The organism is Rahnella sp. BIGb0236 (genome assembly GCF_004364755.1).
GTDB classification, from domain to species: domain Bacteria; phylum Pseudomonadota; class Gammaproteobacteria; order Enterobacterales; family Enterobacteriaceae; genus Rahnella; species Rahnella victoriana.
The window spans coordinates 77,534-90,710 of sequence record NZ_SOAO01000003.1 but is presented as its reverse complement, the minus strand read 5'-3'; the positions used below and the strand labels follow the sequence as shown (position 1 = coordinate 90,710).

12 protein-coding genes are annotated in these 13,177 nt (G+C 54.4%); 4 read left to right on the top strand and 8 right to left on the bottom strand.

The genetic code is table 11. From position 1 onward, the window contains the following. Nucleotides 1–3 precede the first annotated feature (3 nt). Nucleotides 4–786, top strand: a complete 783-nt coding sequence (locus EDF78_RS07300; RefSeq protein WP_133822818.1) for a CatB-related O-acetyltransferase — start codon at nucleotides 4–6, stop codon at nucleotides 784–786. Between the two features lie 48 nt (nucleotides 787–834). Here the strand turns inward: EDF78_RS07300 and EDF78_RS07295 are convergent, their stop codons facing one another. The 3 genes from EDF78_RS07295 to EDF78_RS07285 form a co-directional block, all read right to left on the bottom strand. Continuing rightward, entirely contained in the window at nucleotides 835–1,665 is an 831-nt protein-coding gene (locus EDF78_RS07295) for an ABC transporter permease subunit (RefSeq protein WP_133822817.1), read from the bottom strand. 23 nt (nucleotides 1,666–1,688) lie between these two features. Then, nucleotides 1,689–2,528, bottom strand: a complete 840-nt coding sequence (locus tag EDF78_RS07290) for an ATP-binding cassette domain-containing protein (protein WP_133822816.1) — start codon at nucleotides 2,526–2,528, stop codon at nucleotides 1,689–1,691. 101 nt (nucleotides 2,529–2,629) lie between these two features. Further along, nucleotides 2,630–3,574: a LysR substrate-binding domain-containing protein gene (locus EDF78_RS07285; protein WP_133822815.1), complete on the bottom strand. Its 945-nt coding sequence runs from the start codon at nucleotides 3,572–3,574 to the stop codon at nucleotides 2,630–2,632. Nucleotides 3,575–3,679: 105 nt separating this feature from the next. Here EDF78_RS07285 and betC point away from each other — a divergent pair, with 105 nt between their 5' ends. Both betC and choX read left to right on the top strand, forming a co-directional pair. Then, nucleotides 3,680–5,221, top strand: coding sequence for a choline-sulfatase (gene betC, locus EDF78_RS07280; RefSeq protein ID WP_133822814.1), 1,542 nt, complete (start codon nucleotides 3,680–3,682; stop codon nucleotides 5,219–5,221). A 2-nt stretch (nucleotides 5,222–5,223) separates the two neighbouring features. Then, on the top strand, nucleotides 5,224–6,174 hold the full coding sequence (choX, locus tag EDF78_RS07275; protein ID WP_243839427.1) for a choline ABC transporter substrate-binding protein: 951 nt from the start codon (nucleotides 5,224–5,226) through the stop codon (nucleotides 6,172–6,174). A 57-nt stretch (nucleotides 6,175–6,231) separates the two neighbouring features. On the opposite strand, the gene EDF78_RS07270 is transcribed toward choX, so the two are convergent. Then, nucleotides 6,232–7,389, bottom strand: a complete 1,158-nt coding sequence (locus tag EDF78_RS07270) for a M20 aminoacylase family protein (protein ID WP_095923088.1) — start codon at nucleotides 7,387–7,389, stop codon at nucleotides 6,232–6,234. Between the two features lie 493 nt (nucleotides 7,390–7,882). On the opposite strand from EDF78_RS07270, the gene EDF78_RS07265 reads away from it, so the two are divergent. After that, nucleotides 7,883–9,481 carry a PAS domain-containing methyl-accepting chemotaxis protein gene (locus EDF78_RS07265; RefSeq protein ID WP_133822813.1) on the top strand — a complete coding sequence of 533 codons (1,599 nt, stop codon included), beginning with the start codon at nucleotides 7,883–7,885 and terminating at the stop codon, nucleotides 9,479–9,481. 231 nt (nucleotides 9,482–9,712) lie between these two features. Here the strand turns inward: EDF78_RS07265 and EDF78_RS07260 are convergent, their stop codons facing one another. From EDF78_RS07260 to EDF78_RS07245, 4 genes are all read right to left on the bottom strand, one after another. After that, on the bottom strand, nucleotides 9,713–9,970 hold the full coding sequence (locus EDF78_RS07260) for a YdgH/BhsA/McbA-like domain containing protein (RefSeq protein ID WP_119822713.1): 258 nt from the start codon (nucleotides 9,968–9,970) through the stop codon (nucleotides 9,713–9,715). Nucleotides 9,971–10,090: 120 nt separating this feature from the next. Then, nucleotides 10,091–10,348 carry a DUF1471 domain-containing protein gene (locus tag EDF78_RS07255; protein WP_119822714.1) on the bottom strand — a complete coding sequence of 86 codons (258 nt, stop codon included), beginning with the start codon at nucleotides 10,346–10,348 and terminating at the stop codon, nucleotides 10,091–10,093. Nucleotides 10,349–10,586: 238 nt separating this feature from the next. After that, nucleotides 10,587–11,471: a type I 3-dehydroquinate dehydratase gene (gene aroD / locus EDF78_RS07250; RefSeq protein ID WP_233432871.1), complete on the bottom strand. Its 885-nt coding sequence runs from the start codon at nucleotides 11,469–11,471 to the stop codon at nucleotides 10,587–10,589. Nucleotides 11,472–11,580: 109 nt separating this feature from the next. After that, a complete protein-coding gene (locus tag EDF78_RS07245) occupies nucleotides 11,581–13,125 on the bottom strand; it encodes a NosD domain-containing protein (protein WP_133822812.1) in 1,545 nt (514 codons plus the stop codon). Between the last annotated feature and the right edge of the window lie 52 nt (nucleotides 13,126–13,177).

The following is a 13,177-nucleotide window of genomic DNA, read 5'->3' as shown; positions in this document are numbered from 1 at the left end:
TGAATGAAGTATCCCGTTGAATTTCGATGGACTCAAAAACATGAGGATTATTGTTTACGTCATAAGATCCATCTTAAATTCCCGGCAATAGTGAAAGGAATATATAAAAAGAGAAATATGTTCCTTTTCAGAAAAGGGGAAAAAGTAAAATTTACTGAGGATGTTTGGGTCGAAGAATATGCCGCAATGCCGCGAAAAAGTTTCTGTTCGATGGGCGCTTATTCTTACGCATGCAGTAAATTACCCAATAACCTCAAAACCGGCAGATTTTGCAGCCTGGCGGCAGGGGTGCGGATTATGGGGCCACAACATCCCATACACCGGTTTACCACCAGTCCACTGACATATCATGATTTCTACCCAAAAGTGGCGCTGGAACAATTTGGAGAAACACTGAACATTGCCGGATTCGACTATATACCGGCTGCGACGGTATTAGGTCACGATGTCTGGGTGGGGGAACACGCCGTTTTAAAAGGCGGCATCACCATCGGTAATGGCGCAGTTATTGCTGCCAATGCAGTGGTCACTGGTGATGTGCCGCCGTACGCCATCGTCGGCGGTATTCCGGCTAAGATCATTAAATATCGCTTTGAACCGGAAATTATCGACCGTCTTCAGGCAATAGAATGGTGGGATTATAAAATCACCGATCTCCCCGATGTCACCCAGTCGCATGACATCCTTTATTTCCTCCAACAGATGGAAGAAAAAATAGCCCGTGGCGAAATAACAAAGCACAATTATAACGTCGTGAATATTGCGCAAGAGTTAGCCCAAATATAAGAACAGCCACTCCGGCGCAAAGCACCTCAGGGTGTGGCCGGCGGTTCATCACTTTCCGGTTTTCGCCGCAAAACTTGCCGACAATCGGTCGAGCAGGATCGCCATCAGCACCACGACCACGCCGCTTTGTAATCCCAGCCCGATATCCAGTTGCTGAATGCTGCTGAGAATGTCATTGCCCAGCCCGCCTGCGCCGACCATTGAGGCGATGATCACCATCGACATCGCCATCATGATGGTCTGATTGATGCCTGCCATGATCGCCGGTTGCGCGGCGGGCAGTTGCACCTTCCACAGCAGTTGCCACGGCGTACAGCCAAAAGCCAGACCGGCTTCGATCCGCGCCACGCTGACCTGGCGGATCCCCAGATCGGTCAGACGCACCACCGGCGGCATGGAAAATAAAATGGTGGCAAAAATACCCGGCGGACGCCCGAGGCCAAACAGAATGGTCGCGGGGATCAGATAGACAAACGCGGGCATGGTCTGCATAAAATCCATCAGGGTGCGCACCACGCTGCCGACGCGGGCACGGCGGGCGCTCCAGATGCCCAGCGGAATGCCGATCAGCAGGCTGAAGAACGTTGACGACAAGGTCAGGGAAAGCGTGACCGACGCATGTTCGCTGTAGCCGCTGTAAATAATATAGAGCGTGGCAAGCAGGGCAAAAAGCGCAAAACCTTTGCCGATGCGCCACGCGCCAAGCACGACGGCGATGATCACCAGTCCCCACGGCGTCAGCCAGCCGGTCAGGATTTCCAGACCGCCCGCAAACGCATCAATGCCTGCCGACAGACCATCAAAAAAACCGCCCGCGTGCGTCAGCAGCGTGTGGATGGCGCTGTCGATCTGGCGGCTGAAATCTAAGGGGTAGGCCATAACATTCTCTGCTTAAAAAAGGATTATTCTGGCGGTTGCCAGACATCGGCATAAGATTCCGCCAGCTGCCAGCGCGAGGTGTCGACGCCGGAGAAAAAGTGACGGACATAAGGCGATGCGGGCGCATTAATGATGTTTTCCGGCGTGCCGACCTGCACCAGTTTGCCTTCCTGCATAATCGCAATGCGCGTCCCGAGCCGCAGCGCCTCTTCCATATCGTGCGTGACAAACACCACCGTGCGTTGCTGTTCCCGCTGCAATGCCAGCAACAGCGACTGCATCTCACGCCGGATAATCGGATCGAGGGCCGAAAAGGCTTCATCCATCAGCAACAACGCCGGATTCACCACCAGCGCCCTGGCGAGGCCGACACGCTGCTGCATACCGCCGGAAAGCTGAGGCGGATATTGTGTCGCGACGTGCGACAGCCCGACCCGTTCCAGCATGGTTGCCGCGCGCTGATGACGCGCTTCCCGGCTGATGCCTGAGACTTCCAGCCCGAACGCGACGTTATCAAGCACGGTGCGTTCGTCAAACAGCGCGAACGACTGAAAAACCATGCCGGTCTGGCCGCGCCGCAGGGTGATCATCTCGCGGGCATTCAGGCTGCCGAGAGCCTGCCCCTGAAACAGCACCTCGCCGCCGGTGGGCTGAATGAGAAAATTCAGCGTGCGCAGCAGCGTCGATTTCCCGGATCCCGAAAGCCCGACGATGACAAAAATCTCACCGGCATAAATCTGTAAATTAATATCGCTTAAGGCATTGGCTGACGGTGTATTCTGCGCACGGGAAAATAATGACTTTCCGGACGACGCAGAATAATTCTTAACGACATTGCGTAACTCGATGATGGGTTGCGACATAATGGCTTCACACAGGTTTTAATTACCTTATTACGCTAACTCAAAATAATGAATATAAGTTACCTCTTTTGAAAAACGCGATAGAGATATTTCGCATTAGCTTATTCATATTTTAGCAATGCATCGTCTTTATGCGGCAAAGTATGATGGAAATTCCACGCCTCGTTTAATAACCAGCGGGTGACTTTTTCCTGCTGCGCGGAGGCCGGTTTTCCCCCTGCGGTGATCAGATAATAGCCCCGTTCAGTGCGCACCTGCGGGCCGCAAATAAACAGTTGCTTGCTCTCCAGCAGCGCCGAAATCAGCGGCCGCCAGCCGAGGGCAATCCCCTGCCCCTCCACCGCCGCCTGGATCACCAGCGAGTAGGCATTGAAGGTCCGCGAACCGGCGTGATGATGCATCGCCACGCCCTGCGAACGGAACCAGTCTTCCCAGGTCAGCCAGCGTTGCGGGCGGGTTTCCGGCAGCTTCAGTAGCGGGAAATTCAGCAGATCCTGCGGGTTATGATTCTGTTTCAGATTTCGCATAACCTGTTCATTACACACAGGAATGACATCCTCCGGAAACAGCTTTTGCGCATGCGTCCCCGGCCAGTTACCGTTACCAAAGTAGATTGCCAGATGGGCATTGTTATCGCGAAAATTGTAGTCATTCGGTGAGGTCGATACCTGCACTTCCACCCCAGGGATCAGCGCCTGAATGGCGTTCATCCGGGGCATCAGCCAGTAGCTGGCGAAGCCCATGTCGGTGTCTATTCGCAGCGTGCTGCGCTGATGGCGCGTGCGTTGAATTTGCTCGCTGATGTCCGTCAGGCTGGTGCGGACAATCTGGTAAAGCGCATTGCCGGATTCGGTCAGTTGCACCCCGCGATGACGCCGTTCAAACAGCGGTCCGTTAAGGATATTTTCCAGCATCTGAATACGCTGACTGACTGCCGGTTGTGAAAGTCCGAGTTCATTTCCTGCCGCCGTAAAATTACCGTGGCGCGCGGCGGCCTCAAATACCACTAACACCTGTAAAGGCGGTAACTCTAATTTCCCTGCCATAACGCCACCTTATGCCATGATAATTTAATCACCTCTTCACAGAATGAAAAAGGCGTGCGATAAAAATATCACAGTTCACAAATTAAATTTTATTTCAGGTTAATGATGCTTATAAATAAACCGAATATCGTTATTCTTATGGCGGATCAACTGACCGCGGGCGCATTACGCACTTACGGAAATAATGTCAGCCTGACGCCGAATATCAACAAACTGGCGGATGAGGGCGTGGTGTTTGAATCGGCCTATTGCAGCAGTCCCTTGTGCGCGCCGTCGCGGGCGTCTTTCATGACCGGCCAGTTGTTGTCGAAAAACGGCGTCTTTGACAATGCGGCGGAGTTTCGCGCCGATTCCCCGACCTTTTGCCATTACCTGCGTGAACAGGGTTATCGCACGTGGCTGTCGGGCAAGATGCATTTCTGCGGCCCGGACCAGTTACACGGGTTTGACGAGCGCCTGACCACCGATATTTATCCGGCAGATTTTGGCTGGACGCCGGACTGGCAGCATCCCGACCGCCGTCTGGACTGGTTCCATAATATGAGTTCGGTACTGGAAGCCGGTGAGTGTGTGCGCACTAACCAGCTGGATTTCGATGATGAAGCGTTGTTTATGGCCCGCCAGCGGCTGTATAACGCCGCACGTAAACCGGAGGATCAGCCGTTTCTGTTACTGCTTTCACTGACCCATCCGCACGATCCTTTTGCCATTCCGCGCCGCTATCTTGACCGTTTCAATGAGGAAGATATCGATCTGCCGGTCACCGGTGCCGCCGATATTGAAGACGATGCACACTCGCAGCGTCTGCGCGCCATGTATCAGCTGGAAGAGGGATTGCTGAGCGACGCGCAAATCCGCCGTGCGCGCCACGCCTATTACGGTTCGATTGCCTATGTCGATGACTGCTTTGGTGAGGTGATCCGCACGCTGGAAGACACCGGGCTGGCGGAAGACACCGTGGTATTTGTCATCGCCGACCACGGCGAAATGCTGGGCGAGCGCGGCCTGTGGTACAAAATGACCTTCTTTGAAGGCGCGGTGCGCGTGCCGCTGATCGTGCATAACCCGAAACGTTTTACGCCGCACCGCGTGGCTGAAAATGTCTCGCTGATGGATTTACTGCCGACGTTCACCGAACTGGCGGGCGGCGAAGCCCGTCTGCGCCAGCCGGTCGCGCCGCTTGACGGCCACAGTCTGGTGCCGCATCTCAACGGGCAATCGGGCAGCGATGAGGCCTGCGGCGAATATCTGGCGGAAGGCGCTATCGAGCCGATGGTGATGATCCGTCGCGGCCCGTGGAAATACATTCATTCGCTCACCGAAGCGCCGCATCTTTACCATCTCGGTCAGGATCCCTTTGAACTGAAAAATCTGGCCTCTGATGCGCAATACCGGGACACCGTGGCGGATTTTGCCGCTGAAGTCGCCAGCCGCTGGGATCTGGAACTGCTCAACCGGCAGGTGCGCGCCAGCCAGCTTAAAAGGTTGTATCTGACCGACATCGCCGGTCGTGATGCCATTCCGCAGTGGGATTTTCAGCCGCATCAGGCGGCCTCCCAACGTTACATTCGCAATCACCAGACGCTGGACGAGCAGGAAGCCTTTGCCCGTTACCCGCGCCCTAATCCACACCCGACAGGGAAATAATAATGATGATGATAAAAAAACTGACCTCACTGATGTTGCTTGCCGGTAGCAGCCTGCTGCCTTTGAGCAGTTTTGCCGCCGACGATGCCCGCTGCGCAACAGTGAATCAGTCCGATCCGGGCTGGACAGATATCGCCGCCACCAACGCCCTTTCCGGCGTGGTGCTGAACGCGCTGGGTTATCAGCAAAAAGTGCAGAATCTCTCGGTGGCACTGGCGTTTCAGGGATTGAAAACCGGTCAGCTGGATGTGTTTTTAGGCAACTGGATGCCCGCACAGGCGCCGGTGATTGCCAAATTTGCCGATGATGGCGCGATCAAAGTGATCGGAGCAAACTTACCCGCCGCCAAATTTACGCTGGCGGTGCCGGATTACGTGGCAGCGGCAGGCGTGAAGGATTTTGCCGATCTGGAAAAATATGCCGCGAAGTTTGACCATAAAATCTATGGCATTGCGCCGGGTGCGCCCGCCAATCAGAACATCAAAAAAATGCTGGATACCCATGATTTCGGCCTGAAAGACTGGAGTCTGGTCGAATCGAGCGAAAGCGGCATGCTGGCGCAGGTCACGCGGGCGGTGGATCGTCAGCAATGGATTGTGTTTCTGGGCTGGGAGCCGCATGCGATGAACACGCGTTTTAAACTGACTTATCTCAGCGGCGGCGACAAATGGTTTGGTCCGGACTACGGCAGCGCGACGGTGAATACGGTGACCCGCAAAGATTTCGCCAGCCAGTGTCCGAACCTTAACCGCTTCTTCACGCAGCTTAAATTTGATGTGCCGCTGGAAAACGCCATCATCACCCGCGTGCTGGATGACAAGCAAACGCCGCAGGATGCCGCCCGCGCCGAACTGGCGAAACGGCCTGAACTGCTGACCGGCTGGCTGAAAGACGTCACCACCCGCGACGGGCAGCCCGCAGAAAGCGCGGTGAAAAAAGCTCTGGGACTTTGATAACAAAAAAGCCAGGCGCATCGCTGCGTCTGGCTTTTCACTGCGACGCGCAACGCGTCAGGCTTTCAGTTCACGTTCCACCAGCGTGGTCAGCACACCGATGCCGAGCGGAATAATGTCGTCATTAAAGTCATAACGCGGGCTGTGCAGCGAGGCGGACGGCGTCGCGCCATCTGCGCCCAGCCAGAAATAGGCCCCCGGACAGGCTTCAAGTAAATAGGCAAAATCCTCGGCGGCCATCGACGGCGCATTGTTGAAATGCACCTTCTGAATGCCCGGCGTGTTTTCAGCTGCGTCCCGAACGATCTCCGCCTGCGCCGCATGGTTCTGCGTCACCGGATAACCGAATTCCCAGCGCACTTCGCCTTTCACACCGTAAGGCTGCGGCACCGCTTTGACGTATTCTTCAATCAGCCGCCAGCAGGTTTCACGGGTTTTAGTGCTCAGACAACGCAATGTCCCCGACATGTGCAGCGTTTCAGGGATGACGTTGATCGCTTCACCGGCCTGTAACTGGGTCAGGCTGATCACCGTTTGTTCCAGCGGCGACAACCGGCGGGAAATCAGGCTTTGCAATGACAGGATCAGCTGCGCACCGGCCACCACCGGATCCGCGCCCAGTTCCGGCATCGCCGCGTGACAGCCTTTGCCGGTCAGCGTGATATAGAAATTATCCTGCGAGGCCATCATTGGCCCCTGACTGACCGCCACCTCGCCGACCGGCAGCCCTGGCCAGTTATGCAGCGCATACACCGCCTGCATCGGAAAACGTTCAAACAGCCCTTCTTTCACCATCATCTCACCGCCGCCGAAGTTTTCCTCTGCGGGCTGGAAGATGAAATGCACGGTGCCGCGAAAATCGCGATGTTCGCTCAGGTGTTTCGCCGCGCCCAGCAGAATGGAGGTGTGGCCGTCATGCCCGCAGGCGTGCATCAGCCCGGGGTTTTGCGACTGGTGCGCAAAATCATTCAGTTCATGAATGGGCAGCGCATCGATATCCGCGCGCAGGCCGATTGACGGGCCGTCGCCGTTGCGTAATGTGGCGATCACGCCGGTTTCGGCGATACCTGTATGGACTTCAAGACCAAACGACAGCAACAGTTCACTGATGATTTTTGCGGTGCCATGCTCATTCAGGCCAAGTTCAGGTCGCCTGTGAAAGTCGCGACGCCACTGTTTCGCCTGCTCGATAATCTGTCCGGAAATGACCGCCATAAACCCTCTGTGCTGTTCTGAATTCAACACGGTGAGATGCTCCCACCGGCACGCTAATGCTTCAAAGTATCACATCCCGCCGTGAACCGATAAACGGGAAATCGGCTTCCCGGCCCCGCCGCGGTCCGCCGGGAAGGGGTCACCGCCGCATTTTAGGAATTTGCCCAGTATTTGCCGCACCCTTCAATATTGCTTGAATGAAAAACCCGCGCCGGCGCGGTGTTTTTTTCGCCATCAGCGCCTTCCGAAATCACTAAGTACGATTTATCCTGATTACGCATTAAAATTTAACTTAGGCCGGATTTTTCTATATCGCAATTAAAGAACCTTCTTTCTACATAAATATTACATTGATATTAATTCAACAATAAAATTAACCTTTATTATTTAACTGGCTCCTTGACGAAGGACGGTAAAATAAATACCGCTGGAAAGAAAAATAAATCCTCTGCATAGTTATTATTGCAACTCAAAGTGTTTCCAGAGGATTTACATGCGCGTAAACATGCCAGTGTCACAACGGGAATATCAGTTAGATCCCGGCACGACGTTAATGTCCACGACGGATATCAACAGCCGTATTATTTATGCCAATTCAGCGTTTATTAATGTCAGCGGGTTCTCTGAAGATGAACTGATCTTCAAACCGCATAATCTGGTGCGTCACCCCGACATGCCGGTGGAAGCCTTTGCCGACATGTGGTTTACCCTGCAACAGGGCGACAGCTGGACCGGCCTGGTGAAGAACCGTCGCAAAAACGGCGATCACTACTGGGTACGCGCGAACGTCACACCGGTTTATCACCGCGATAAACTGACCGGTTATATTTCCGTGCGCAATAAACCGGATGAACAGGAAATAAACGCCGCAGAAAACATATACAAAAAGGTGAAAAATAACACCGCCGGAAGCCGCAAGTTTTATAAAGGCCTGGTGGTGCGCACCGGTTTATTTTCAGGATTATCCATATTACAAAAACTTCCCGTTAGCTGGCGTTTACGTTTGCCGCTATTTATCGCCGGCCTTTTCCCGCTCTTATTTTCTTTTTCGGAGATCAATGTCACGGAAAGCGTCATTGCCACGGTGCTGGTGTTACTGGCTGCCGATATCTTCCTTCAATCGCAAATCCGCCGTCCGATAAACATGATCCTGGCGCAGGCGCAGCAGGTGGTTTCCGGTAAGAAAGCCGATTCCATCCATCTGAACCGGGTGGATGAGATCGGCCTGCTGATGCGTTCGATTAATCAGTTTGGTCTGAACCTGCATTCGCTGGTGGAAGATGTCGGTACGCAGGTCGGCGGGATCGCGCACATCAGTGAGCTGATGGCGAAAAACAGCACCGCCCTCAGCGCCCGAACAGAAGAAACAGCGGCCAACCTTCAGCAGACCGCCGCCGCCATTGAAGAAATCACCGGTGCCGTGGAACAGAGCGCAGACACCGTGGTGCAGGCCAGCAAACTGGCGGACAGCGCCACCGCCGTGGCTCAGAAAGGCGGCAACATCATGCAGGAAACCATCGGCATGATGCAGTCGATTTCTCAGGCCAGTAATAAGGTGGTGGATATCATTTCAGTGATCGACGGCATCGCCTTCCAGACCAACATTCTGGCGCTGAATGCGGCGGTGGAAGCCGCGCGCGCAGGCACCGAAGGTCGCGGATTTGCGGTGGTGGCCGCCGAAGTCCGCGTGCTGGCGCAGCGTTCCGCCACGGCGGCCAAAGAGATCAAGGCGCTGATCGAAGCCAATATGCACAGCGTCGAAACCGGCGGGCATATGGTCGAAAATGCCGGGAAGCAGATCAGCGAAATTATCGCGGAAGTGGTGCAGATGTCGGGGTTGATCAGGGAGATCAGCCATGCGACCCGCGAACAGACCTCAGCGCTGACGCTGATCAACACCTCGCTGGCGCAGATTGAAACCATGACGCAGAACAACGCCGAGATGGTCGCGCAGTCGTCGGAATCCTCGGAAACCCTGAATTATCAGGCCACCCGCCTGAGAAGTGCCATTGATGTCTACGGCGGTCAGATGACCAAAATGGAAAGCCGGTCTTCGTTGCAGGCCGGGTTTGAGGAGATGGCGGCCCGCTGATCTCAGGCGGGCAGGTTTATTCCGTTTCGGCCGGTGATCCCCACGCCACCGCATCCGCCCCGCGCTGAAAGACCTTGAGCATATGAAAGCCATGGCGAAAGCGGGCAGCGGACCGCATGGGTATATCAACCGTAAGAGCCGCAATAATCACTTCCATAAATACCGTTAGCCGCAGACACGAAAAAGGCGGCAAACGCCGCCTCTTCTGCATACTGCTGGTGACTGCGTCGCTTATTTATAAATCTCTGCAGTACCGTAAAGCTGGTTGTTACCGGATGCGCCGATAATGCGGTAAGAACTTGCGCCCGCCTGAGTGGCTTTGGCATTCAGTTCTGATTGCAGACCGGAGATGGAACCGGTGGTAGATGCACCGACCACACCGATGGATTGCTGACCCGCAGGCGCAGACTGAACTTCTGTCGCGGCCAGGGTGGTGAATGATGCGGTTGCCAGTGTCAGAGCGGCGATGGTCATAGCGATGTTTTTCATAATATTTTCCTCAATTCGATAGTCTTACTTCGCAGACGTTGTCAAAAATTTGTCGTCAGGTGCGAAGCGATATTCTGTCCGATTCACTTCTTAATTCATTCAGCCGGGATGCGGTTGTGCTTATTTATAAAGTTCCGCTGTCCCGTACATGTGGTTTTCACCGGAAGCCCCGATGATGCGATAAGACGTGGCACCGGCGGCGTCAGCTTTCGCATTCAGTTTTGACTGCAAGGTACTCAGGTCACCGTTTGAGGTGGCGCTGACGGTACCGACCGGATGCAATGTCAGCGGAGCAGATCCCACTTCTGTGGCAGCCAGTGTTGAGAATGAAGCAGTTGCCAGTGTCAGAGCAGCGATGGTCATAGCGAGCGTTTTCATGATGTTAATTCCTGTTCGTTAATTTTTTTCGGGGTGCCCTCTTCAGGCACCTCAGTTTCAGGTCAACGTTATTTATTAATTAACGTTCGATAAGTAAATACTAAGCGTCGCTGAGAATTTGTGCAAGAGATTTATTTAATGACCGTTAACTAATTATGCGATCGCAAGGAACAGGCGGAAAAAAGGTGCGAAGATCGAAAGGGGAACGGCAGAGACGGGATGCTCTGCCGCAGAACAGTTAGTGGCTGGTTATCGCAAGATGCAGGGTATTCATTTCCTGATGAAGCTGATGCGCTTCAATCTGGCCCGGTGCTGAAGGCGTGCCCAGCATACCAAACGTCAGATCATCACCGAACACTTCACCGGAAAGTCGGGATACCGCGCCCAGCCCGCCCATTGACATGGTGAGCAAGGGTTTCAGGGAATACTGATCACGGATTTGCGCTGTGGCATCCATCAGTCTGACTACGTCTTCCGGGTTGTGCGGCATCACGGCGATTTTCAGGATATCCGCGCCCATGCTGTCTTGTTTGCGCAGGCGGGCAACGATATCGGCTACCGACGGCGTGTTGTGGAAATCATGGCTGGACATCACCACTTTGATCCCAGCTTTATGCGCGGCAGCAACCACCTGATTCACCACTTTCGCATCGCGGAACATCTCTACGTCAAGAATATCGATGAAGTGATCGTTGATCAGCGACAGGTACAGATCGCCATATGCTTTATCGCTGATGGTTTTCATGCCGCCTTCGGCCTGCGTGCGGAAGGTGAGGATCAGCGGTTTACCGTCCGCAGCGGCCGCAACCTGTTTGCCCAGCGCGCCGACTTTGGTGGCGTCACTGGCAAAAGTCAGGTAATCGATGCGGTATTCAATCAGATCAGCATCCGGGTTGGCGCCGATGGCTTTGGCCTGTTCCAGCACCTGACCGGCTGTGGTGCCGGTGGTCGGGATGATAATTTTCGGAGTACCTTCACCAATCACCGTGTGGCGGATGGTGATCGGCACGGCGTGACGCTGCATCACAGCCGCCGCCGGTGCGCTGGTCTGTGCAGCCATCGCGGCACCCTGCACGCTCAGTAAAAGTGAAAGGGCTAATAAGGTTTTGGTCAGTCTCATCATAGTCTTCCTGTTGAATATCGTGACACGTCTGCCCGGTGGCGAACGCCACCGGGCGACATTTTATTATTTGCAGGGAATGCACTTTGTCAGGACGAAGGCTGGAGAGGATTTATTGTGTCAGCGCGGCCGGTTTGCTCAGTGGCGAAGTGGCGCCGTCGCTGGTGGTGGCGGTGGAGGTGACATTGGCAATGTGTAAACCGGCAGCCACGGTCAGCTGATCGTGGATGATCCCCTGCCCTTTGGCGTCGATCGGCACCAGCTGATAGCCGAGATAGTTTTCCGCTTCATCCTGCGTGGATTTGCTGTTGGAGAAGAACTCGATGCGGTACAGCGTATTCGCCTCGCCGTTCACTTTGCCGTCTACGGTCAGGCTGTTCTGGCTGCGGCTGACGTGCGTAATCGCAGGTGCGTGCTGATCTTTATTCGGCGTTTTTTCACAGTCCGCAGACTGACCATCAATCGCACAAATTTTTTCCAGCGTGCTGGTGTCGTTACTGATACCGCCGCCGCGGTTGCCGATAAAGGCCGCGTGTTCCAGCCCCGGCACATTAAACACAATCGCCCCCGCAAAACCTGACAGGCAACTGCCGCCCGCAAAGCAACGGTTCACCGGTTTGCCGTTGTCGATCATGATGTTCGCCGTAATGCGGTTAACTGCCGGTCCGGTGATACGGTTGATACCAAACGCGCCGTCTTTGCCCGGTTCGCCCTGCGGACGGACGGACACGGCAACACGGTTACCGGTCATGATATTGCTGTCGACGATATTGCCGGTGCCGCTGAGCGTGACGGCGGAAGACAGATGGGTGAAGGTGTTTCCGGCAATATAATTGCGGTTGCCCCAGTTAAGCTGCACGCCGTCAGAATAATTTTCGAAGTGGTTATGCAGCACCTCATTATCATTGCCCCACAGCATTTCCAGCCCCTGCGAAGGTTCTTTGTTGTTCACCTCGTCGGTAGTCACAAAGTTATCCGCAATCAGGTTGAATGATGCGCCACGCGTGGCTTCCATCGCGTCGCCATTGTTCACGAAAGTATTACGGATAATTTTATTACGCTCGGTGGTGGTGGCGGTGGAATTCCCCTTGCCGTCATCGCCCGTCATCATGATCCCCGCGCCACCGTGATTGCCCACAATACGGTTATCTTCAATGACGTTATCTTTCGCGCGATTGATCAGGATGCCGATACAGAAGTTACGCACTTCCAGCCCCTGCAACGTGACGTCATGGGTATCGCGCAACACCAGTCCCGGCATGGTCGTCGTGCGCACGTTCGCGCCGTACTGACCGCTGACCGCGCCCGGACAGGATTGCGGTTCGCTGCCTTTGATATAACCGGTACCATCGATGGCGGCGAACTGGCCGCTTTTCTGCCAGTCTAGGTTGATGATATCCACCGGCCCGAGGATCGCCGGTAACGGTTTAAGCGGTTTAATCACTAACGGGTGATGATCCGGTGACTGAAGTTCAATGCGGTAATGCCCGGCGTTCTGGTTATTTTTCTCCAGCGCCCAGCGCAAGGTGCCTGCGCTGCCGTCATCGGCGGATGAGGTGACTTTTAAGATTTCTGGTGCGGTATAAGTATTCTCTGCTGCAAATGACGCGAAAGGCATGAGTAATGCCAGCGCCATAGAAATTTTATTTTTTATCATGACAGAACCTGTTTCTTCTTAGATAAAAACACGGTGTTTCCCGCGGAGGCGG